This is a genomic window from Moorena sp. SIO3A2 (assembly GCF_010672265.1).
GTDB lineage: Bacteria > Cyanobacteriota > Cyanobacteriia > Cyanobacteriales > Coleofasciculaceae > Moorena > Moorena producens.
Map to the genome: position 1 here is coordinate 78939 of NZ_JAAHHC010000006.1, position 23717 is coordinate 102655.

A 23717-nucleotide genomic window follows, 5' to 3' on the forward strand; every position below is an offset into this window, starting at 1 on the left:
GACCTTGAATGAATGCCCCTGTTTCAATTTATTTTCAGTTAAATTTGGTAGCCGATACTTTTTAGCTACCAAAGTCTACCAAGAACGACTTTTGCCCGCCAATGCAAGATGCCATCGCATCCAGGGGGTATCTCCGCGCTTCTGTGACGGAATATCCCGCGAGCGCCATAAAAATGTCAAAAAAGTTCGTTCCACCGGGATTACAGCGCAACTATTAAACCCTTGGTTTTCGGCTTTAATTTAAGTTACATAATAATCCCTGTCGGTGTTACCCTAATTTAAGTCTAACAAATAATCAGAGTTTTTGGTAGACTCTGCGACATTTTCTCTAGCTGTTTACTAACCCTCAGCCTTATATCCTATATTCTACTACAAACTAGTGAACTAGCCCACCCTACAATCCACCAAGGTGGTGCTTCTGGTTTCAAACTCGATCTGCTTTGGTTAGCCATCGGACAAGGTACCTTGAGGGAGTTGCTGCAAGTATTCAACAACAGCCTCAACTTCTACTCGCCGTTGCCCCGGGGCATCAATATTATAGGAATCGAATTGCACAGCTGTATCCCCTTCAGCTTAGGTAACAGTCCAGATCCGAAAGCCTAGACCTAAAGATTAGATAACACAGTTCTGTTGGGGAGTAGGGATGTTTAACGTTTTCTTTGCAAGTTAAGGGGAAAGTCTCGACTAAGCCATTGCTCTTCACAGCAGCTAGTGCAGTAATGCAGCTGAGTTATAACGGAAGTATATCACCTTTACAAAAACTTTGAGAAAAAATCTGGAATTCTTCAGGGTCAATGGGTAGTTGACTGTATTGCTCAGAAACACTCACATCAACCTGATCCTGAAACAAAAGCTAAGACAGACTCCTCTCTATCGAGCCAATTATAAAACATCATCAGAAATTAGCACAATGGAAAACATAGAAAGTCACGAACCAATGGTTCCAGGTATGACTAATGGTGAAGCAACTACCAATGGCATGTCCTTAGGGGAAATGGCTGATGACCAGATTTCATCCTTTGACATGAATGCTGTATCCAGTCAAGGCAATATACCCACAGCAGTGCCAATGAGTTCATCTGCCCCAGATATTCCTATGGAAAACGTGCTGGTAGAAATGCGAGCACCTAAGGGTCAAGGCGCTAACTTGTTTTACATGGCAGGAAGTTTCAGGGTTCCTAGCTTCCAAATCGATTATGACTACGAGCCAGTATCGATGGATCCTGAGACACCGGAACTGGCCATGCAACTTCAAGCCTCTGATGAAGAGGTGATCGTTGTCAAGGGCAAAGTTGCTCAAAACCAAATTGCCGCCCTCGAAGCCCAACCTAATGTGATCAAAGTCTGGCCAGACACCCCGATCGAACCCTTCAGCACTACCACCTTACAGCAAGAGTATCCGATGGTAGAACCAATGGCAGGGTTTGGTAGCTGTCCGATTGGTTCTTGTGACTGTAACCCTGGGGCTGCTAAGGGAACTATGGCGGACGTAGCCAAATATCTTGGCGTTGATAAAATTCACGCTGCTGGTTATAAAGGTCAAGGTATTGTTGTTGGTGTCGTTGATGGCGGAATTACAGCAGCTGGTCGTCCTGTGCGTCCCGGAGAACCCTCCAAGCGAATTCGCAATGTCATTGGTGGCTACCACCGCAGCGTGGAATGGGGGACTCAAGCTCGCAGCTGGGGCGAACATGGCAATATGTGCGCTACAGATGTGTTGGGTATGGCTCCAGAAGCCAAGCTCTATGACTTTCCACTAGTAGGGAATGCCATCTCTAATGCCCTGGCTGCCTTCAATTGGGCAATCAAGCAGCATAAAACTGACGGCACACCCCACATTCTCACCAATAGCTGGGGAATTTACCAGGAACAGTGGGATAAGACTTATGCCAGAAATCCAAACCATCCCTTCACCCGCAAAGTTGTGGAAGCCATCAATCAAGGGATTCTAGTTCTGTTTGCCGCTGGTAACTGTGGTGGAACCTGTCCTGATGGTCGTTGTGCCTCAGATTTCGGTCCTGGTAAAAGTATCTGGGGCGCGAATGGTCATCCCCTAGTGATGACAGTGGGCGCAGTTAACAAGAATGAACAGTTTGTCGGCTATAGCAGCCAAGGACCAGCGGCTTTGTCCCCCCAAAAGCCTGACTTCTGTTCCATCACCCACTTCCGGGGTTACTTCCCCTGTGATAACGGTACCTCTGCTGCCACACCCATTGCTGCTGGAGTAGTAGCCTTGCTCAAGCAAGCCAAGCCGAGCTTGACTCAGCAGGAAGTTAAGAAACTCCTGGAGAGTACTGCTAAAAATATTGGTTCTCAGGGATGGGATCAGCATTCCGGTACTGGTATTATTCAGCCCAAGGTAGCTTTTGACAAAATCAAAACTCCCCCACCCCGTCCTCGCCCTCGCCCCAGTGACGGTACTTGGAGTGACTGGGAAAATTTAGGCGGCTATGGCATATATAGCCCAGCGGCTGCTTCCTGGGGACCTAACCGCATTGACACCTTTGTGATTGGTACTGACCACGCTATGTATCACAAGTGGTGGGATGGCTCGGCTTGGCGCGGCTGGGAAAACTTAGAGGGTTACATTATTTCTACACCCGCAGCAGTTTCTTGGGGAGCTAACCGCATTGACACCTTTGTGGTTGGTAGCAATAATTCCCTGTACCGCAAGTGGTGGGATGGCTCGGCTTGGCGTGGTTGGGAAAATCTAGGGGGCTACTGCCTGTATGCTCCAGCGGCTTCTTCCTGGGGACCTAACCGCATTGACACTTTTATCATTGGTACTGACCACGCCCTCTACCACAAGTGGTGGGATGGCTCGGCTTGGCGTGGTTGGGAAAACTTAGGGGGTTACTCTATTTCTGCACCCGCAGCAGTGTCTTGGGGGCCAAACCATATCGCTACCTTTACCATTGGTCGCGATCGCGCTCTATACTACAAGACCTGGAATGGTTCCATTTGGACTCCATGGGAAAAACTGGGAGGCTACTGTCAGTATGGTATAGCTGCTGTCTCCAGGGGAGTCAACCAGCTAGATTGTTTCGTGATTGGATCCATGGGCAAGGTCTATTGCCGTTCCTGGGATGGTTCTGCCTGGAAAAATTGGAAAAACCTAGGTGGTTACAGCATTGCTGGGCTAGCAGCAGCATCTTGGGGACCTGACCGCCTTGATGTTTTTGTAGTTGCTGGTGATCATGCTCTGCACCACAAGTGGATGGGTTGAGAGCAAGATTACTGATTAAGGAATTAAAGGTAAAGAATTAAAAATTAAGAATTAAAAATTAAGAATTACGGATTTTGAATTTTTAATTCTTAATTTTTAATTTTGAATGGTCGCGTTCGCGTAGGGTGACCTACGGTCAAGGGACTTGACGAATAGCTGCTACGGCCTTAAAAACTTTTATCTTTTGCAACTACTTCTTTAGATTGTCGCACAAGTGCTTATCGCTCTCCCTGACATTAGGATTATGCTGCAAATAATTGCGCACCGAATCGCAACTCCTCGCCATTAAAGAGTCTAAGTTTAAGTCTAGATTCCAGAGTTTGATCGTCTCGTCACTACTGCCAGAAGCCAAGGTCTGGCCATCGGAGCTGAAACTAACGCTATCGACATTGTCAATATGCCCCTGAAGGGTGACGATTTCGGTTCCTGTCTCTAGATTCCAGAGTTTGATCGTCTCGTCACTACTGCCAGAAGCCAAGGTCTGGCCATCCCGGCTGAAACTAACGCTATTGACATCGTTATCATGCCCGATCAGGGTGCGGATTACCTCGCCTGTCTTAGGATCCCAGAGTTTGATGGTGTTTTCACTACTGCTAGAAGCCGAAGCCAAGGTCTGGCCATCGGGGCTGAAACTGACGCTAGTGGCAACGCTATCATACATCTTGAGGGTGCGGATTTTCTTACCTGTCTCTAGATTCCAGAGTTTGATCGTAGTGTCATAACTGCCAGAAGCCAAGGTCTGGCCATCGGGGCTGAAACTGACGCTCAAGACAGTGTAAGTATGCCCGATCAGGGTGCGGATTTCCCTTCCCGTCTCTAGATCCCAGAGTTTGATGGTCTTGTCATAACTGCCAGAAGCTAAGGTCTGGCCATCGGGGCTGAAACTGACGCTCTCGACAGCTTCAGTATGCCCGATCAGGGTGCGGATTACCTTGCCTGTCTTAGGATCCCAGAGTTTGATGGTCTTGTCATCACTGACAGAAGCTAAGGTCTGGCCATCCCGGCTGAAACTGATGCTATTTAAAAAGTCATCATGCCCCACGAGGGTGCGGATTACCTCGCCTGTCTTAGGATCCCAGAGTTTGATGGTGTTGTCAAAACTGCCAGAAGCCAAGGTCTGGCCATCGCGGCTGAAACTGACGCTATGGACAACGTGATCATGCCCCTTGAGGGTGCGGATTTCCCTTCTCGTCTCTAGATTCCAGAGTTTGATCGTGTTGTCATCACTGCCAGAAGCCAAGGTCTGGCCATCGGGGCTGAAACTGACGCTCATGACATCGTCATTATGCCCGATCAGGGTGCGGATTACCTCGCCTGTCTTAGGATCCCAGAGTTTTATGATGTGGTCACTACCGCCAGAAGCCAAGGTCTGGCCATCCCGGCTGAAACTGACGCTCCTGAAAAAGTGATCATGCCCCTGGAGGGTGTGGATTTCGGCTCCTGTCTCTAGATTCCAGAGTTTGATGGTGTGGTCATCACTTTCAGAAGCCAAGGTCTGGCCATCCCGGCTGAAACTGACGCTATTGACACGGCCAGTATGCCCGATCAGGGTGCGGATTACCTCGCCTGTCTTAGGATCCCAGAGTTTGATGGTGTTGTCAGTACTGCCAGAAGCCAAGGTCTGGCCATCCCGGCTGAAACTGACGCTCATGACAGTTTCAGTATGCCCGATCAGGGTGCGGATTGTCTTGCCTGTCTCTAGATTCCAGAGTTTGATCGTGTTGTCATCACTGCCAGAAGCCAAGGTCTGGCCATCCCGGCTGAAACTGACGCTCCTGACAACTTCAGTATGCCCGATCAGGGTGCGGATTACCTTGCCTGTCTTAGGATCCCAGAGTTTGATCGTGTTGTCATAACTGCCAGAAGCCAAGGTCTGGCCATCCCGGCTGAAACTGACGCTATGGACAGTTTCAGTATGCCCGATCAGGGTGCGGATTTCCTCGCCTGTCTCTAGATTCCAGAGTTTGATCGTGTTGTCATCACTGCCAGAAGCCAAGGTCTGACCATCCCGGCTGAAACTGACGCTCGTGACATTCTGATCATTCCCCTGCAAGTGGTTGCGTTCGCTGCCTTCATAAAGAACTTTCTGCAGGGCACTCATCACCTGTGGGTCGCTTTTCTTGTGTTTTTGTAGGATTTTTCCTGCCCTAATCGCCTCCACGAAAGCCTCCATTTCTTTATGTTCAGCAAACAGGGACAAAGAATAGCGACCGAGAGAATTGGCATTATTAAGTTCAGAGTTTCTCCATTGGTTCCAAAGCGCAGCACTGAAAATCATTGCCCCCAAAAGAACTGAGCCAGCGATGCTCCAACCCACCATTGTGTTACGGCGTTTTTTTCTAACACTGCGCCGCACGAAATCAACTTCTACCTGGTTTAACCAGTTATCATCCGATAAATATACCTTTTTCAACAAATCCAGACGAGGGTTAGCATTCCAAAGAAACTTTGCCTGTTGCTGGCTTTTCCACTCCTGGGCTACGGTCGTCAACCGCCGTTGCAGAAGTAGGCTTTCCTCCTCCTGTTGCTTCCATCCCAGCAATCTTTGCCATCCCCGTACTAAAGCATCATGGGCAGGTTCGACATAGGGCTTACCCTCACTATCTTGTCCTTCTACTAATAACCGTGCTGTGCTAAAACGCTCAATTACTTCCTTAACTAAACCATTTTTTGCTGGTGGATATTCTAGTTCCGATAAAGGTACCCGCCTACGGGCTAACTCACCCCCACCTAGTGCCACCATCCGCAGCATCACATGACGGATTACTTGGTCATAAGCGGGATTTTCATTAACTAGCGCCTCATATTCTTGATCAGCCCTTTGAGTTAGCGATCGCATTACTCCCCCCAATTCCTGATAATCGGCTTGAGTCAACGCCCGGTCAATAGTAATACCCCTGTATTGTGCCTCCCGTTGCCGCCTTAAATACTTGAGGAATAATTCACTCAATGCAAAAGACAGCAGGGGTAATGCTCCGGGCATATCCGCCACTTCATCAATTAATTTTTCTACTAATTCGTGGGGTTGAAAATACATTACCCGTGCTTGAGCCGGTTTTTCAATGGCTTCCTTTAGTTCCCCTCGTGTCATCGCCGGTACAATAAATCGTCCGCTGTGCCAACGCTTTGTAAGCACAGTGTTTTCCACGTTATAGTCTGTGGGGACAAACTTTAAGCCAGCATCCCTGACTTGGGGTTCAAAGTCAGACCGTAAGGTTAATACTACCCGTAATTTATCCCCATGGCCATTGATGGCTGTGAGTATCTGTTGGAAAAACTCCTTACGCTGATCTAAGTTTTGACAGAGTGTAATAATTTCTTCGCTTTGGTCAATAAACAGTAATAACTTAGAGTTGGGGTTATTTTTCCCCCAAACATCAATGCTCATTGCCAGGTTCTGCTGTGGGTTTTGTGGCTCTACCCCTGGTAACTTAGCATTACATAGCACATTATTTAATGCTGGCAAGGGAGTCTCACCAGGACGGATGGGTGGCAAAATACACCATTTCTCAGTATTATCTTGCCGTAGTTTGGGAATTAATCCTGCTTTTACCAAGCTAGATTTACCGGAACCGGAAGCACCCAACACCACTGTCAGGGGATTAGCTTTGACAAAATCTTCTAACTTTTCTACTAGTAATGTTCTACCGAAAAACAGTGAACTGTGTTTCTCGTCAAAGGAGTTTAAACCGCGATAGGGATTTTTTGACTCATCTAATGGTGGTGCGGGTGGTAAGTTAAGTTCATGTCCCGGAGAAAGAAAGATATATTCTCCCTTATCGTGCTTATTTAAACACCAAATACCAGGGGTTTGTCGCAGACGGTATTTTTCTGTAGGTATTTCTACTCGATCCCGTAAATATAAATATAATTTTGTGGCTGTAATTACCCCATCTCCAGCCGGTTTACCATTGGTAGCAGGAGGATAGATATCTGCTGCCCCTTCTAGGGCTTCTAATAATGCACTAGCAAAAGGGGAATGATTACCGACTTGACTGCGTTCGCTATCTAAATTCAAGTTATCGAGGGCTTTTTGGTCAGAAGCTGAAGAAGTAATAATTTGCCAGGCTGGGTCACTAATAAAACGGTCGTATCGTTCTTGGTGAATTACTTCTGGCGAGGTTAATAAATCCCTAGTACTCGACCATTTAAAAGCACCAGCAAAACAGCAGTCGAGGATACCCAAGAAATGACGACAGGGTAATTGACTTAAAGCATCGTGTAACTTCGTCATGGGCAGATAACTATTAGTATCCCCCAGTAAAGCATCTTGAGGAATTAAGTAACCAGCCGGACCATCATCCCCATTGAGAGCGACTCCATGACCAGCAAAGTAAAATAATAAGCGGTCATTTTCAGTGACTTTTTCGGGTAAGGTTTTTTCTAAAAATTTGTTAAAGTTAGACAGAGTTGCCACTTCGTCTAGGCATTCCCAGACTTCGTAATCATGCTTTTTGCGGAGAATTTCCACTAATTTTTTGGCATCGTTTACGGCAGTGTTCAGGGGAGAAATGCCGTTTGTGTAGTTATTGATACCGATGATCAAGGCGAGATTGCGGGAGAACATGTTATTCTACAAGCACTTAGAAAGATAACTTGAATACTCTTGATTGTTAGCATCAAATTTTGGCAAATATATTTTTTTATAGCAGTCGCCAGCGATGCAGCGCGGTCTTGGGGAGCCAGTGCGGTCTTGGGGGTCTCCCCCATGAGCAACTGGCGTGGTTTCCACGGGGCTTACAAGGTGCGGACGCAGGTTCCGCACACAGCCCCTCCCCACTCGCTATTGCATCAAGACAGGGCAGTTAGAACATGACAAAAGTATTAAACCTAAGTAAGCGCAAGACTTTGACTCTCTTGGTGCGCATTCTGATGGTGATTAGAAATCACCAGGGTCGCACCGCTTCTGACTTCTGACTTCTGACTTCTGACTTCTGCTATATGTGGGCGGTATAATCACGCTCACACAGCAGTGGGATGCTCCCTATTTATTCCCCAAGATAATCTTTTGACTTTACGCAGAAATTAGTATTTTCGTAATAAATCTTTACCTATTGAGTTTGCAGGGTAACCTCATATTATTTTGTATTACAAACTACAGATAAAAGTTTTTTGATAGTATGTAAAACCGGAAATCTGCTGAATCAATGTCAATAAGCGGCCTCCATTATCAATAATCCCGAGATGATTGATAATCTGATTTGAGAAAACCGTTTTGAAAAATCCTAATGGCTAAAACCCTAGTAATATCATGTCGGCATAATTACCCTTAATAAAAATTTCCCCCATCTGACCATCTGACCATCTGACCATCTCCCGAGACTTCCCACCCTCCCCACCCTCCCTCACTTGGGTAGGTTTTTTACCTAGCAGGGCGAGTACGTACTGGCATTGGGAATAAATTTCGGAAAATATGTCGGAAAATCTCCCAGAATTTCCACCGATTACCGACCCATCTCCCGCTCTTCCCCTCCTGGTCGGGGTTAGGGGTGGGTTCCGATTAGCCATTCCCCATTCCCCATTCCCCATTCCCCATTACCCATTACCCATTACCCATTCCCCATTCCCCATTCCCCATTACCCATTCCCTATTACCTATCTCCAAAGTAAAAAACCTACCCTTGTCAGCCCCGCGCCCGGGTCCCAAAATTGATGGGTATTCAACCAGACTTGATATATAGCAGTCGCCAGGGCAGTTAGGACATGACAAAAGTCTCACACCCTTTGTAAGCGATGCAGCGCGGTCTTGGGGGTTTCCCCCATGAGCGACTGCATCAAGAAGCGCAAGAGTTTGACTTCTGACAAATGACTTCTGACTTTTGACTTCTGCTATAAGTCGGTCAATCATGCTTCGCTCTTCCGAGTAGTAAACAGACTTTTCAAACACCATTCGATCAACCAAGTGATTAACTGGAGGTGATCTGAGTGTTACCTGAGTAGCATTTCCGGGAATTCTAGAGATGTAATCCCTAAAATAGGCTGTAGGAAACTATGCTGTATGGAAATTCTCAATTGAATGCAAGACAACTGACCTAAAGGTCGGGTAAAAGCAGAATGGGCAAAGGAAAAAGGGACAATAGCACTCCACCCTTCTCCCTTGACCGTTGAATTTTTCCTGACTAGGGCGGTAAGCATTCAGCGGTCAGCGGTCAGCGGTCAGCTAATCAACGGTCGGTAGTAAACAAGCTGGGGGTGCTGGTACGGCTGCTTGAAAATCTCTGCTGGTTTTACTGATCCGACCCAGTCCAGTTAAAGATTAATCTTCGGGTGGGCAGTGCCTACCAACGCCCTTTGCAAGGTTCATTATCTGTCTGGTGCACTGCCCACCCGACATCAACTACAGGAACTACTTGAGCCAAATCAGAAGCGCCATCACCAAGATTAAACAAGATTAAATCAGTATAGCTATCACAATTACTATATCTAAAAACTTCAAGGGAGAGATGATGTTACAATTCCCAAACTATCAAATTAAACTTCTAGAAGAACTAGAAGCTGGTGTTAGTACAGTTGTTTATCGCGGCTATCACCAGCAACAGCAAAGACCAGTTATTATTAAACTTATCAAATCGGACTATCCCTCCCTTAAAGAGATTAGCAGCTTACGACAAGAATATACAATCTCCCAAGCTATTGATTGTGAAGGCATTGTCAAATGCTACGGTCTGGAAAACGATAATAATGGATTGGCGTTGATATTTGAAGATTTTGGGGGTCAATCCCTCAAGCACTTGATCAACTCTCACACCATGACTATCAAGGACTTTCTGCGGATAGCTATTTCTCTAGTAGAAACCTTGGATGAGCTGCACAAAGTCCCGATTATTCATAAAGATATTAACCCCTCTAATATCATCATCAATCCGGAAACAGGACAAGTTAAAATCACTGACTTGGGCATTGCCTCGCGCCTGTCTCTAGAGAATCCCACCACTAGCAATCCTAATTGGCTGGAAGGGACTCTTGCCTATATTTCACCGGAGCAAACCGGGAGGATGAACCGCTCCATTGACTACCGCAGCGACTTCTATTCCTTAGGTGCCACCTTTTACGAAATGCTAACGGATCGGGTACCCTTTATCACCACCGATCCCATGGAATTGATTCACCATCATCTGGCTCAATATCCTGTCCCTCCTCATCAGCTTAATCCAGAAATTAGTGAAGTAGTTTCATTGATTGTGATGAAACTCCTAAGGAAAAATGCTGAAGACCGATACCAAAGTGCTGCTGGACTAAAGGTTGACCTAGAAACCTGTCTATCCCAACTACAAACCACCGGAAAAATTGAAACCTTCACTCCCGGGACCTATGACATCGGGAGCCGACTGCTCATCCCTCAAAAACTCTATGGTCGGGAAGGGGAAGTAGCCACCCTGATGGAGGCCTTTGAACGAGTCAGTGTTGGAGCCACTGAGTTGATGCTGGTATCCGGTTACTCAGGGATTGGTAAAACCTCAGTGGTCAATGAAGTTCATAAACCAATTGTCAAAGCGCGAGGGTATTTTATTAGTGGTAAATTTGACCAGTTTAAGCGGAATAGTCCTTACGCTGCCCTGCTGGAGGCATTTAGGGGATTAATTCGGCAACTGTTGACAGAACCGGCTCAAACACTAGGGATTTGGAAACAGAATTTATTACATGCTCTGGGTGCCAATGGCAAGGTCATTATTGATGTCATTCCCGAAGTGGAACTGATTATCGGTGAACAGCCGGAAGTGCCCCAACTCGGAGCATCGGAATCCCAAAACCGATTTTTACGGGTGTTTCAACAATTCATCGGTGTCTTTGCCCAACCCCAACATCCCCTGGTGCTCTTCCTTGATGATTTACAGTGGGCAGATTTAGCTTCATTAACGTTGCTCCAGACCTTAATGACGAACTGCGATCGCAACTATTTGTTAATCATTGGAGCTTATCGAGATAACGAAGTCAGTCCGACCCATCCCTTGATTCAAACCATTGAGAAAATTCAAGAAACTGACTCGGTCATAGATCAGATCAAGATTGAGCCGTTACGGAAACAATACGTTCAGCAATTAGTAGCTGATACTCTCAATGACACCCAAGGGAAAAACCAGACCAAACCCCTAGCAGAGCTATTATTCCATAAAACCCAAGGTAATCCCTTCTTCTTGACCCAACTGCTCAAAACCCTCTATTCAGAAAACTTGCTGAGTTATGACGTCACCAGTGGCAGCTGGCAGTGGGATATTGATCAAATTCAAGCCATTGGCATCACTGATTATAACGTGGTGGAACTGATTGCCAGAAGTATTGGCAAGCTACAAGAAACCACCCAGCAGGTTTTAAAATTGGCAGCTTGTCTGGGCAATCAGTTTAACTTAGAGATGCTAGCCATTGTCAATGAAGACTCAACCATTATCACTGCTACTCAGCTCTGGGAGGCACTACAGATCGGTTTGATTCTGCCGTTGAGTGATAGTTACAAAATTCCTCTGCTATTTGAACAGGAGGAATCCGCAGATTTTGGCCTCAGTGATGTCAAGGTTAACTACAAATTTTTACATGACCGGGTGCAGCAAGCCGCCTACTCTCTGATTCCGGAATCCGACCAACAAGCAACCCACCTAAAAATTGGCAAATTGTTGCTGAACCATACCACTCCAGAGGCACGGGAAGAGAATATCTTTGCCTTGGTTAACCAACTCAATTTTGGCACGGACTTACTCACCGCTCAGTGGGAAAAAGATGAGCTAGCTCAACTCAATCTGATCGCGGGTCAGAAAGCCAAGGCCGCAGCCGCTTATGCCAGCGCTCTCAAGTATCTGAATGTAGGTCTAGGACTCCTACCAGCAGATACCTGGACTGACAACTATGACTTCACCCTTGCTTTGTATCTAGAAGTGGTGGAAGCGGAATACCTCAACAGCAATTTTGACCAATCAAACCTCTTGGCTAGAGTGGCTCTGGAACAAGCCAAAACCCAATTAGATCAAGTCAAGGTGTATGAACTAAAAATCCACGGTTATATTGCTCAAAACCAAATGCAAGTCGCCCTGGATACGGGGCTACAGGTTCTAGACATGCTCGGGATTCCACTGGAGCAAGACCCCCCCAAAGACCTGATTAGTGAGGATTTGGCTGACCTACCAGAAATGACTGACCTGACTAAACTAGCAGCCATGGGGATCTTAAAGTCTGTAGGAACCCCTGCTTTTGTTGCTAATCCGGCATTGTATCCACTGCTGATCTTTACACAAATCAATCTATGTATCAACCATGGGAATTCACATCTGTCTACGAACACCTATATTTCTTACGCCATGATCTTGTGTGGATTTATGGGAGATATCGATGGTGGCTATACATTTGGTCAACTGTCTTTGATGCTGTTAGAGCAATTGGATGCTGAGGAGTTCAAATCAATAGTATTAGATCTTTTTAATGGTCATATCAGACACTGGAAAGAGCATCTGAAGGAAACCCTAAACCCCTTACTAGAGGCGTTTAACAGCGGTCTTGAAACCGGAGAGCTAACCTATTCCGGTTTTGCTGCCCTCAACTACTGTACCAACCTATTGTTTGTGGGAGATGATCTCGACCTTGCTGCTCAGAAGTATGGGCAGTATCTGGAGTGGCTGCAAAAAAGGAAGCTAGACTATCATGTTATTTATGGTCAAATCGGCAAACAATTAACCTTAAATTTACTCGGTAAATCTGACGATCCCTGTCAGTTAATTGGGGAAGACTTTAATGAATTAGAAATGCTTCCCATTTTAAGAGAACAGAATAATGGAACGTCTCTGTTTTATCTATATCTTGCCAAATCGATTCTGTTTTATTGGTTTAAACAACCCGAGCAAGCTATTGCTCAGGCCAGGGCAGCAGAGCAATACGCACAATCTGTCGCTGGCTTGATTCTTGTTGCTGAGCACAATTTCTACTATTCTCTAGCGCTTTTGGCTCACTATCCCCATGTCGAGCCACAGCAGCAAGGTGAATACCTGACCCAAGTAGCAGCTAATCAGGAAACCCTGAAAACCTGGGCATACCATGCTCCATCAAACTTCAAACATAAATACGAGCTAGTGGAGGCAGAGAAAGCACGAGTTTTAGGGCAACACTGGCAAGCCATGGAACGTTATGACCAAGGGATTGAAGGAGCAGCGGACCAGGACTATATCCAGGAAGAAGCACTAGCCAATGAACTAGCAGCAGAGTTTTATCTCTCTTGTGGCAAACGAAAGATCGCCCAGGCTTACTTGACTGATGCCTACTATGGATACAGTCGCTGGGGAGCTCTGGCAAAAGTGAGAGACTTAGAATCAAGATACCCCCAACTCCTTAGCAAAATTACCGCCCAACCAACAACGAAAGTTCCACTAGATTCCATAACCAACTCAACGATAGCAGTAAGTTTAAACGCCCTGGATTTATCTGACGTGATCAAGGCATCTCAAGCCATTTCAGAAGAAATAGTTTTCGAGAATTTACTGGACAAATTGATGCAGATTCTCCTGACTAATGCTGGAGCGAAAAAGGGGTTTATCATTTTGTCAAAAGACGATAAATTGATTATAGAAGCGGCAGGAACAGTGGTTAATAATGGAGTAACATTCCGGGAGTCAATCCCAGTTACCATTACTCAGCATTTGCCCATATCCGTGATTAATTATGTGGCTATCAATAAAGAAAATTTACTTTTAAATAATCTTGTTAATAACTCTACTTTTGCTGATGATATATACATCATAAATAATCAGCCCAAGTCAGCTGTGTGTTTGCCACTTCTCCGGAAAAACAATCTGATTGGTATGGTGTACTTAGAAAATAATATGGTTTCTGGAAATTTTACCAATGAACACCTAGAAGTGTTAAGCCTTCTGTGTAATCAAGCGGCAATTTCTTTGGAAAATGCTACGCTTTACCAGACTTTGCACGAAGTTCAAGTTAGGGAGCGACTGGAAAAACAGATTCGCAAATCTCTGGAAAGAGAAAAGGAACTCACTGAACTCAAATCTCGATTTATCTCTATGACTTCCCACGAGTTCCGCACCCCCCTAACCACTATTATGGGGGTTACTGAAATCTTCAAATATTACAGCCAGAATTGGACTGATGAGAAAAAACAAAACTATCTAGATCGGATTCAAGTCAATGTCAAACATATGCTCCACATGTTGGATGACGTGTTGGTAGTCAATAAAGCTAATGCTGGAAAACTAAAATTTAACCCTGCACCATTAAATTTACTTGAATTCTGTCGTGATTTAGTCGAAGATATCGAACTAGGTATTGACACCCAACAAAGCATTGTTTTTTCTATTCAATGTGAATGCCCAGAGGTTAATTTTGATGAAAAACTGCTCAGACACATCTTGATAAATTTGCTCTCAAATGCCACTAAATATTCCCCCAATGACAGCACCATAAACTTTGACTTGATTTGTCAGCAAGAAGAGGTTATATTCAAGATTAAAGACCAGGGTATTGGTATCCCAGAAGAAGACCAAAAGCAACTGTTTGAGTCATTTCATCGATGCAATAATGTGGGTAATATTCCAGGAACTGGACTTGGACTTGCAATTGTAAAACAGTCTGTGGAAGTACACGGTGGTGAAATTACGGTAAATAGCCAAGTTGGTATTGGGACAACCTTTACTGTCACCATTCCACTGTACTCCCCTGCAGTACCAGAGCAAGTACAAAGACCGAGAGCTGTTTGCCAGTTGGCAGTTGGCAGTTGATCCTAATAGTAATTAGGATTATGCCTAGAACAAAGGATTAATTTTACTTAGTCTTTAAAAGCGTTTATCAATGTTAAGTTGTTTAAGGATAAAATGATCTATGTCGCAGATTTTAGTTATTGAAGACGAGGAAGATATCCGTAGCATTGTTGTTGAAATACTTCGGGCAGAAAATTTCGATGTTATTCAAGCAGAAAATGGTGAAATAGGTGTGGAATTGGCGAAAAAAGAAAGTCCTGATTTGATTATTTGCGATATTAAAATGCCGAAACTGGATGGTTATGGTGTAATGATTCAGTTACAAGAAATTCCATCCACCCAGACAATTACCTTGATTTTTATTACGGCTAAATCTACAAAATCTGATCTGCGTATGGGGATGGAACTGGGCGCAGATGATTATCTGACCAAGCCATTTACTAGAGATGAATTATTAGGAGCAGTCACAACCCGCATAGCCAAGCAGATGGCTTTTGAGCAAGAATCTCAGAAACAGGTCGATGAATTGCGAGATTGCATTACTCATGCACTACCTCATGAGTTGCGTACTCCTCTCAATGGTATTTTGAATCTTGCCCAATTCCTCATAGAAGACTATGATACTATAGATCGTGATGAAGCTATGGACATGCTTCAGCAAATTTGTGTCTCTGGGGAACGTTTATATCGGCTCACCCATAATTTTTTACTCTATGCAGAACTAGCGCGAATCGAGCAACAACCTAAGCAAGCCAGGAAGCTGATTAATTATGGAGAGCAAAGTTTTACTAGAACAATTATCCAAGACCTTGCTATGCAAAAATTTAAGAAGGTAAACCGGAAAGACGATTTGCACTTAGAACTGCAAGAAGCAGTTGTAAAAATTTCCCAATCAAAATTCACTAAAATTGTTGAAGAAATCATTGATAATGCCTTGAAGTTTTCCGACCTTGGTAAGCCGATTCAGATTCAGAGTTATTTTCAGGATAATCACTTGAATCTTTTGGTGATCGATCAGGGACGAGGCATGACACCAACTCAAATTGCTAAACTCGGAGCCTATATGCAATTTGATCGTAAACTATACGAACAACAAGGCTCTGGATTAGGGTTGATTATTGCCAAACTGCTAACTGAATTACACGGTGGAGAATTAAACATAAGCAGTTTCCCAGTAAAACAAACAATTGTCCATATTATGCTTCCAGGAAAATTATCAATTTAAGGATTGATTGTTGATTGTTGATTGTTGATTACTAAAGTTTTTTTTAAACTTTAATTGCTCAGGGTTCATCTATAATATCACGTATCCTCTAAGAGGTTGTCTGAAAAGTCTCATTTGCTACATCCAAGCCCCCTAAATCCCCCAATTTTGGGGGACTTCTACCAGCAAATTGATTCTTGTTCCCCCCAGAATTGGGGGGCTAGGGGGGCAAAATTCAGTATCAAAAAACTTTTCAGATATCCTCTAAGCATATGCGCTACTTGAGGTGCAGTCAGCTATCAGCTATAGCAAAGGGAACAGGGAATAGGGAATAGGGAATAGGGAGTAGGGAGTAGGGAGTAGGGAATATGGCATCAAAAATTCTCACACACAATTGATTGAGGTACTCTATAGTAACTGCTTGTGCAGCATGAAGCTATGGCGTTAGCTGACTGCTGATAGCTGATAGCACCTCAAGTAGCACCATCTGTAGCGCATTAGCTGAATGCTTACGTGTTAGTTTTTTGGTCAAAAGTCCGTTGTCATTTGTTATTGGTATCGAGTGTCCATAGCCTCAACACCTGCAGAAGACTCTTGTGTTATACAATACCAATGCGCTTCGGACTTGATATCATGCAAAACTTTCTTGTCGCCATTGATTTTTCCGAGATCACACCAGTAGTGATTGCCCAAGCCGAGTCTTTAGCAGCGGCAACCAAGAGCAAATTATGGCTAATCCACATTGCTGAACCTGAGCCTGATTTTGTTGGCTATCAAACTGGACCTCAGACCGAGCGAGATTATATAGCTCACAAGTTTCGCAAGGAGCATCGCCAGCTACAAAAGTGGGCAGAAAATTCACGCCAAAAAGGTATTGATGCGGCAGCCTTGCTGATCCAAGGACCAATAGTTGAGACAATTTTGGCACAAGCACAGAAATTAGCAGTCGATTTAATTGTGGTCGGTTCTCATGGACACAGCGGTCTCTACAAAGCTTTAGTGGGCAGCATCAGCGAGGGAATTTTACAGAAAGCTGATTGTCCAGTGATGGTGATTCCTGGACGCCTAAAAACGGTCTAGTAGCGATTCAGCAAGGGCACAGAGAGTTTTCCCCATGAGCTTGTAGGGTGGGCAAAAACAGTTTGGTTTTTTTGAGTATTCTAGATTATATTACTTTGCCCACCCTACTGTAATTGGTATTTATTTGACACTCAAGCTTGTCGGGTGGGCAAAAACAGTTTGTTTTTTTTGAGTATTCTAGATAATATTACTTTGCCCACCCTACTGTAATTAGGTTTTTTTTAATTAATCCTTCATAATAAAATTCATGCATCCAGTTGATTACATCATTGTTACTATTTACCTGATTTGCATAGTTGTTTTTGGGGTTATTCTTCAACGGAAAGCATCTGAGGGTATAGAATCCTACTTTTTGGGAAATCGCAATCTGCCCTGGTGGGTTTTGGGGGCTTCTGGAATGGCGTCCAATACTGACTTGGCTGGCACGATGGTGATCAGCGCCTTAATTTATGCTCTGGGAACGAAGGGATTTTTGATCGAGATCCGGGGTGGCGTTGTCTTAATTATGGCTATTTTTATGATATTCATGGGCAAGTGGAACCGACGGGCAAATGTAATGACTTTGGCGGAATGGATGCACTTGCGCTTCGGCTCAGGAAGGGAAGGCAATACGGCTCGGATCATAAGTGCTGTTGCTAATATTATCTTTGCGATTGGCTCAATGAGTTACTTTTCGGTTGGGGGGGGCAAATTCTTGGGGGAATTTCTGGGTATTGATGACCGCTATGCTTCGATATTTTTGATTTTGCTCGCCCTGGTATACACGGCTGTTAGCGGTTTTTACGGCGTGGTATGGACGGATGTATTTCAAGGTATTTTGATTTTTATTGCGATTATCTATATTTGTGCGATCGCATTCTCTACGGCAACTATCCCGGATACCTTCTCGGTCTCGATTCCTGGGGCTGAGCAATTACAAACCTGGAATTTCACGGAGTGGAGCAGCATCTCGCCCCCAATCACAGTTGATCTACCGGGAGACTATGCCATATTCAATTTGTTCGGTGGCGTAATTTTATTCTATCTGTTCAAAGAAATTATGGTAGGGTTTGGCGGCGGGGGTGGCTATATGATCCAACGCTATTTTGCCGCTAAAAGCGATCGCGAAGCCGGGTTACTGTCCCTATTTTGGATAATCTTGCTTTCTTTTCGTTGGCCCTTGGTTACAGCCTTTGCAGTATTGGGTATCCATTACGGAACCACTAAAGCGGTAATTGCTGACCCTGAACTTATCTTACCAACGGTGATCGCAGAATATGTGCCAGTGGGGATAAAAGGGTTGCTGATCGCTTGTTTTATTGCAGCAGCTATGTCTACCTTTGACTCCATCATCAATGCTAGTGCTGCTTACTGGGTTAAGGATATTTATCAAGCTTATATCAATCCCCAAGCCTCTAGCCAACAACTGATTGTTCAAAGCCGCTGGGCATCAATTGTAATTGTAGTGGTGGGATTGCTATTTAGTTTCAATATCACCAATATCAATGATATTTGGGGATGGCTAACCCTGGGACTAGGTGCTGGACTGTCTATTCCTCTGGTGTTGAGATGGTACTGGTGGCGCTTTAATGGATATGGATTTGCCCTTGGGACAGTGGCGGGGATGGTAGCAGCTATTTTAACCAAGGCAATAGTAATACCCAACTTAAATTACGCTCAATTTCAGGAATATGCGCTGTTTCTCATTCCCAGCATTTGCTCATTACTAGGATGTATCCTAGGGACATTTTTAACTGAGCCAACTGACCGGGAGGTGATGGATAATTTCTATCGAGTGACTCGACCGTTTGGGTTTTGGGGAGTAATCCGTCAAAACCTCCCAGCTAATAGTCAGGCAAAAATCAGGAACGAGAATCGGCGGGATATTCTATCGACATTGATCGGGATTCCTTGGCAGATAGTCTTGTTTTTAATGGGAATCATGTTGATGATGAAACGTTGGGATAATTTTGGAATCCTGTTATTTTTATTTATTATCCTATCTATTTGTTTGTACTTTAATTGGTTTAGACACCTATCAAAAGAGGTGAGACTAGATTAAGTTTTAAAGTATAACAAAGGGAATAGGGAATAGGGAATAGGGAACAGTAGCAAAGACCGCGCTAGATCGCGCTAATCGCTGCACCGCTCCCGACTCCCGAAACAACCGGAGATGATATCAAAGGACAAAGAAAAGTCCAAAACCCAAAATAATTGCTCCAACTGCAACAGTCAATGACCAGAAACGATGGTAGCTGTTGACAGTGGTGTTATTGTTTTCCAAGTGGATCAAGTCTAGCCAAGGGGCAATTCCTCTGCGGAACCAGCCAACTACATTAACTTGGGAGCCAATTAAGTTCTGCACCTTACTGCTACCAAAGAGGAAGTTACCGATTGGACCAAAGCGAGAAGCATAGCGCGTATAAATCATCCCACTGCGGTCTTGAAGCTTGAGATCGGAACCAAATTTATAGCCAGCATCGCCGCGACCAATTAACTCACCTTGGAGTTTCACTGGACGACCACGCAAAGGACTGGCGTAGGGGTCACACAGTGAACTACCCCAACTTACTCCGTTGTTCGCGAAGCGTGGCCTACGGCCAAGTTGGGGCTTCCAGCTTCACGGAAGAATGCCGAAGGTGCGCTTTCCGTCGGCGAATTAAATTCGCCACGGGTCGCACCTCAACCTGGGCGGACGTCCGCGTCTTGGTCTTACTTCTTCTCCCCTGGCGTTGACCTCCCCCGTCCCAGAGGAGGATAGCACTCTGATTCCTTCTGCTCTAATGTTCTTTGCCGCATTACCATCTCTATCGTGGTGAGTTCCACAACTTGGACAAGTCCAAGCTCTTACATCAAGCAGCAACTCCTTGATTTGGTAATGACAATTAGAGCAGGTTTTAGAGCTGGGGAACCACCGGTTTATCTCAACCAATACCTTTCCTTCTTTTTCACACTTATAAGACAAGAAGTTTACAAAAGTTCCCCAACCCAGATCAGATATTGCTTTAGCTAATTTGTGGTTACGAACCATGCCCTTGACATTCAGGTTTTCGACTACCACCACTTGGTTGTTGTCAACTATTTTTCTAGACAACTTGTGCAGGTAGTCTTGGCGGACATTTCCAATCTGTTCGTATACCTTAGCTACAATCTTTCTAGCCTTCCTACGTCCATTACTACCCTTCTTCTTTCGGGCAGCAATACGCTGCTTTTTGGCTAATTTTCGTTCGTATTTGGCTAAGTGTCTTGGATTGGCAAATTTAGAGGTCTTTTCGCCATCATAGGTAATAGCAAAATCCTTGATACCTAAATCAATCCCAATAACCTTTCCGTCTGTGGAAGGTTTTACATTGTCTGAGTCGTACTCCATCAGCACAGAAGCGTAGTATTTCCCAGATGGAGTTTTGCTAACTGTAACAGTCTTGATTTCTCCGTCTAGTGGTCGGTGGATTATTGCCTTGACAATTCCTAGTTTTCCAGGAAATTTAAGACAGTCACCTACGCGGCATACACGCTGTGGGTATTGAATTGATTGGCGATGATGATATGATTTAAATCTAGGATATTTGGCTCTCCCCTCAAAAAAGTGATATGCACGGCTAAGATTTAGACTCACAGATTGCAATACTTGAGAGTAGCAATCTTTTAGCCATTCAGTTTCTTTATCTTTTTTGAGTTTTGGTAGTATAGAATTGAGGGCAGCGCGAGACAATCCAAAGCCTGTTTCTTTGTAGGTTTCTATACACTGATTCAGTGCATAATTCCACCACCAGCGAGCACAACCAAAGTGCTGAGCAAGTATATGAATTTGCTCCTGTGTGGGGTAAATTCTGACCTTGACTGCCTGATGTCTCACTGCTTTTACCTTGTTTATCGACCTTATGTACCATTATATATATTTTGTGTTACATTGTCAACCCATTGCTAAATACTCTTGTTCCCATAGCGTGGCCTACGGCAAGGGGTCTATCCATCCCCATCCCTATGCACGGATGGGGATGGATAGACCCCTCTTGCCTCCCAGATTTGTTAAAAATTAGGGTGATGGCAACTGAGATGATTAATCCAGTAACAGGATTGTTACTATTCAGGATTAGCAGCAAACTCAGAGATAAGACTAATACCATCCCAAATAGTAAAGAGATGGTAACACCAGAGGCAAGGGCAAGATTACTGGCAATGCCTTTCATGGCTAACCTGATTCCAGTTTGCGCCACTCTTCCGGCTTTGTGACGGGATTTTGACATGGCTTTCGCTGTTGTTTTTGTTAGGGTTGTTTTTGTTGACTTTGAAGTGAGGGTGGCCAGACATTTTTTTGCCCAATTGCTGACCTGGGAATTTGGGTGATTTTCTAACTTCCGACAGAGGGCGATCGCTTTTTTGTTCTCACCATTGCCGCTATAGGCTTTCACCAGAGCTGCTTGGGCTTGACTATACTCTTGAGAATGGTGATCGCGAGAATGTTGGCAATAGTGGCAATAGTCTTCTAGCCATTGCACCGCCTCTGCATAACGTTTTTGTTGGAGAGCATTTAATCCATTTTCTAGTGACATCGGCGTCTTATGATCATCTCCTAGTTCACTCGGGTCCTACACTTCTATGAACTGTCTATGAACTGTCATTGAAGGTAGTCTGGTCTTGGTTGGGCTTATATAAACTATTCCCATCTAGGGAGAGAGTTTCCTGATTTAGAGTGATTTCGGAAATATAAATTTACTAGAGTTAAGGGAAAATGAGACGACAATAAATAGCGATCGCATTTCCCCATCACAACAGTAACCTCTAGTAAGTAATCAGGGCTAGCTAATCAAGTTATGAAACGTTTTACAAAACTTAATACTTTAGGATCATACTTGAAGGGCGATTACTCTATAGCGTTTCTGATACCTGATCTATTTGAGAAATGCTATAAGCGGGTTTAGAGTCCAGTTTTGGGCGTTGCTGAATCTTCGAATGAATAGGAGTAGAGTGGGCATCCTGCCCGCCCGAAGATTGTAACGGGCAAGATGCCCGTTCCACGCCTGATGCCCATTCCACAAAAGTCTTGAAATCATTCCATTATTAAGCAACGCCCAGTTTTGCGTAAGTCCTGAAAATTTTGCCTACGTCTGCTGCTGTTGCAAATTGCCATGAACGGCTAGCCAAATGCAGGGTGGCTCAGCACTGGTATATTCAACTCGATGCTTTTGATGAGCTTTAATAAATAGATAATCCCCTGCTTTGAGCTTGACACTGGAACCGTCAAGGTAGGCAAGGGTTGCTTGCCCTTGTAAGAGGATTACCCATTCGTCTTGGTCTTGGTCATACCACTCTCCGGTTGGTGTAGTTTGTCCAGTGGAGATGATGCGCTCGATTAATACGCTCTGGCTAGATATCAACGGTTCAAACAGTTCTTCGGTAGGAAGTTCAGGAGGTAAGTTGAAAATGTTAGCTATCTCTTCAGTGTTCATACATCACCTTATGAATCAAGTTCGATGGAGACAACGACCTGTCCGTGATCAGATTGCCAAGTCTCAATTTTCTCTTCACTCAAAGTTTCGTCGATCAGATGATCATTGAAAAGGGAGACATACCCAACTCTGCCAATGCGTTTGGGATTTTGAACCACGAATTCCTGACTAACCAGGATGTGATCTAGGCTCTCGTGGTGGCCATTATGGATGTGGGTGTAGTAGAAGTCACCATAGTTTTGTCGAGCTTGAATGTCTTTGACGTAATACAACAACACATCCCAGATGATCTGCTTTTGCTGAAACCAGAGTTTTCTCAAAGGAGGCTCTCCAGAAACGATTTGAGAGGTTATAGCCAGACCACTATCATTGACATCACCCATAACTATTACCGGATGATCCCTGTGCTGAAGCTTATCCATCAAAATTACCCGCAAAGCTGTTGCTTCAGCTGCTCGGAGGATTAGAGATCTCGCTTGTCCTTTGGCTTGTTCAATTGGGTCGTTGCGGTCTACTCCATCTGGGATGATCGGACGCTTGGACTTGAGGTGAATTACAAAAACTGTACAATCAATCGTGTCACTCAGCTTGAGATGTGCTTCCAACACTGGTCGAGAAAAACGCTTGAGTGGGATGTCTGTTCCTTGGATATCCAGGCATGCCGTAGTGGGAAAATCTTTGATGACGTTGTATTCAAGCACTGGAAACCTGGAGGTCAGGGCAACAACTGGACTTTTACCCGTAGGGTTTGCGAACACAGTGGTGGCATTGTCATAAACTTGGCTCTGAGCCAGTGCTTGTTGGAGAGCTTCTTTATGAAATACCTCTTGAAAGCCAACAATGTCAGCTTTCATCTTCTTCAGTTGTTCAGCGATCCAGGTGGTCTTAAGAGCGTACTCTGTTTGGGTATATATCTTTTTTCTATAGTATAGGACATCTGGTAGCACTAAGTTGCATAGGTTAAAGGTTCCAACTTTGAAACGGTTTCGATTCATGATTCTTATTTGTGCTGAGAATTATTTCTCCAGCTTGGCATTTCCTCAACCTAAGCGTTCAGCTGTCAGCTATCAGCTAATAGGTCCGATGCG

The 23717-nt window shown here is 44.5% G+C and carries 13 protein-coding genes and 1 pseudogene; 5 read left to right on the forward strand and 9 right to left on the reverse strand.

Annotation, left to right across the window (positions count from 1 at the left end; all coding sequences use genetic code 11):
- Positions 1–910 precede the first annotated feature (910 nt).
- Positions 911–3226, forward strand: coding sequence for a DUF8189 domain-containing protein (locus tag F6K64_RS08145; RefSeq protein ID WP_202799147.1), 2316 nt, complete (start codon positions 911–913; stop codon positions 3224–3226).
- Positions 3227–3416: 190 nt separating this feature from the next.
- Here F6K64_RS08145 and F6K64_RS08150 read toward each other — a convergent pair whose 3' ends face one another.
- The 4 genes from F6K64_RS08150 to F6K64_RS08165 all read right to left on the reverse strand — a co-directional run bounded on the left by F6K64_RS08150 (position 3417) and on the right by F6K64_RS08165 (position 9361).
- Complete coding sequence (locus F6K64_RS08150) at positions 3417–7793, reverse strand: nSTAND1 domain-containing NTPase (RefSeq protein ID WP_287265245.1); 4377 nt, start codon at positions 7791–7793, stop codon at positions 3417–3419.
- 6 nt (positions 7794–7799) lie between these two features.
- Positions 7800–7958, reverse strand: coding sequence for a hypothetical protein (locus tag F6K64_RS08155; RefSeq protein ID WP_161603124.1), 159 nt, complete (start codon positions 7956–7958; stop codon positions 7800–7802).
- Between the two features lie 500 nt (positions 7959–8458).
- On the reverse strand, positions 8459–8734 hold the full coding sequence (locus F6K64_RS08160) for a hypothetical protein (protein ID WP_154659663.1): 276 nt from the start codon (positions 8732–8734) through the stop codon (positions 8459–8461).
- 420 nt (positions 8735–9154) lie between these two features.
- The gene (locus F6K64_RS08165; RefSeq protein WP_008179178.1) at positions 9155–9361 is read right to left on the reverse strand and encodes a hypothetical protein; all 207 of its coding nucleotides are present in this window, start codon (positions 9359–9361) and stop codon (positions 9155–9157) included.
- A 308-nt stretch (positions 9362–9669) separates the two neighbouring features.
- On the opposite strand from F6K64_RS08165, the gene F6K64_RS08170 reads away from it, so the two are divergent.
- The 4 genes from F6K64_RS08170 to F6K64_RS08185 all read left to right on the forward strand — a co-directional run bounded on the left by F6K64_RS08170 (position 9670) and on the right by F6K64_RS08185 (position 19241).
- Positions 9670–14937, forward strand: coding sequence for an ATP-binding sensor histidine kinase (locus F6K64_RS08170; RefSeq protein WP_287252847.1), 5268 nt, complete (start codon positions 9670–9672; stop codon positions 14935–14937).
- A gap of 100 nt (positions 14938–15037) precedes the next feature.
- Positions 15038–16141 carry a hybrid sensor histidine kinase/response regulator gene (locus F6K64_RS08175; RefSeq protein ID WP_287252844.1) on the forward strand — a complete coding sequence of 368 codons (1104 nt, stop codon included), beginning with the start codon at positions 15038–15040 and terminating at the stop codon, positions 16139–16141.
- A gap of 591 nt (positions 16142–16732) precedes the next feature.
- The gene (locus F6K64_RS08180; RefSeq protein ID WP_008179165.1) at positions 16733–17200 is read left to right on the forward strand and encodes a universal stress protein; all 468 of its coding nucleotides are present in this window, start codon (positions 16733–16735) and stop codon (positions 17198–17200) included.
- A gap of 247 nt (positions 17201–17447) precedes the next feature.
- Positions 17448–19241 carry a sodium:solute symporter family transporter gene (locus F6K64_RS08185; protein WP_008179163.1) on the forward strand — a complete coding sequence of 598 codons (1794 nt, stop codon included), beginning with the start codon at positions 17448–17450 and terminating at the stop codon, positions 19239–19241.
- 117 nt (positions 19242–19358) lie between these two features.
- On the opposite strand, the pseudogene F6K64_RS08190 reads toward F6K64_RS08185, so the two are convergent.
- From F6K64_RS08190 to F6K64_RS08210, 5 genes and pseudogenes are all read right to left on the reverse strand, one after another.
- Positions 19359–19733, reverse strand: a pseudogene (locus tag F6K64_RS08190) (peptidase M48); the annotation flags it as partial.
- A 105-nt stretch (positions 19734–19838) separates the two neighbouring features.
- Complete coding sequence (locus tag F6K64_RS08195; protein WP_008179160.1) at positions 19839–21035, reverse strand: RNA-guided endonuclease InsQ/TnpB family protein; 1197 nt, start codon at positions 21033–21035, stop codon at positions 19839–19841.
- 49 nt (positions 21036–21084) lie between these two features.
- On the reverse strand, positions 21085–21732 hold the full coding sequence (locus F6K64_RS08200) for a hypothetical protein (protein WP_008179158.1): 648 nt from the start codon (positions 21730–21732) through the stop codon (positions 21085–21087).
- A 549-nt stretch (positions 21733–22281) separates the two neighbouring features.
- Entirely contained in the window at positions 22282–22629 is a 348-nt protein-coding gene (locus F6K64_RS08205) for a cupin domain-containing protein (protein ID WP_008179156.1), read from the reverse strand.
- A gap of 8 nt (positions 22630–22637) precedes the next feature.
- Positions 22638–23624 (reverse strand): endonuclease/exonuclease/phosphatase family protein, encoded by a 987-nt coding sequence (locus tag F6K64_RS08210; protein WP_008179155.1) that lies wholly within the window; start codon positions 23622–23624, stop codon positions 22638–22640.
- Positions 23625–23717 lie beyond the last annotated feature (93 nt).

What these genes read in the sequence shown, in the direction of transcription:
- F6K64_RS08145 (WP_202799147.1), top strand. Translation starts at nt 911, where the DNA reads ATGGAAAACATAGAAAGTCACGAACCAATGGTTCCAGGTATGACTAAT.
- F6K64_RS08150 (WP_287265245.1), bottom strand. Translation starts at nt 7,793, where the DNA reads ATGTTCTCCCGCAATCTCGCCTTGATCATCGGTATCAATAACTACACA.
- F6K64_RS08160 (WP_154659663.1), bottom strand. Translation starts at nt 8,734, where the DNA reads ATGGCTAATCGGAACCCACCCCTAACCCCGACCAGGAGGGGAAGAGCG.
- F6K64_RS08165 (WP_008179178.1), bottom strand. Translation starts at nt 9,361, where the DNA reads ATGCTTACCGCCCTAGTCAGGAAAAATTCAACGGTCAAGGGAGAAGGG.
- F6K64_RS08170 (WP_287252847.1), top strand. Translation starts at nt 9,670, where the DNA reads ATGATGTTACAATTCCCAAACTATCAAATTAAACTTCTAGAAGAACTA.
- F6K64_RS08175 (WP_287252844.1), top strand. Translation starts at nt 15,038, where the DNA reads ATGTCGCAGATTTTAGTTATTGAAGACGAGGAAGATATCCGTAGCATT.
- F6K64_RS08180 (WP_008179165.1), top strand. Translation starts at nt 16,733, where the DNA reads ATGCGCTTCGGACTTGATATCATGCAAAACTTTCTTGTCGCCATTGAT.
- F6K64_RS08185 (WP_008179163.1), top strand. Translation starts at nt 17,448, where the DNA reads ATGCATCCAGTTGATTACATCATTGTTACTATTTACCTGATTTGCATA.
- F6K64_RS08200 (WP_008179158.1), bottom strand. Translation starts at nt 21,732, where the DNA reads ATGTCACTAGAAAATGGATTAAATGCTCTCCAACAAAAACGTTATGCA.
- F6K64_RS08205 (WP_008179156.1), bottom strand. Translation starts at nt 22,629, where the DNA reads ATGAACACTGAAGAGATAGCTAACATTTTCAACTTACCTCCTGAACTT.
- F6K64_RS08210 (WP_008179155.1), bottom strand. Translation starts at nt 23,624, where the DNA reads ATGAATCGAAACCGTTTCAAAGTTGGAACCTTTAACCTATGCAACTTA.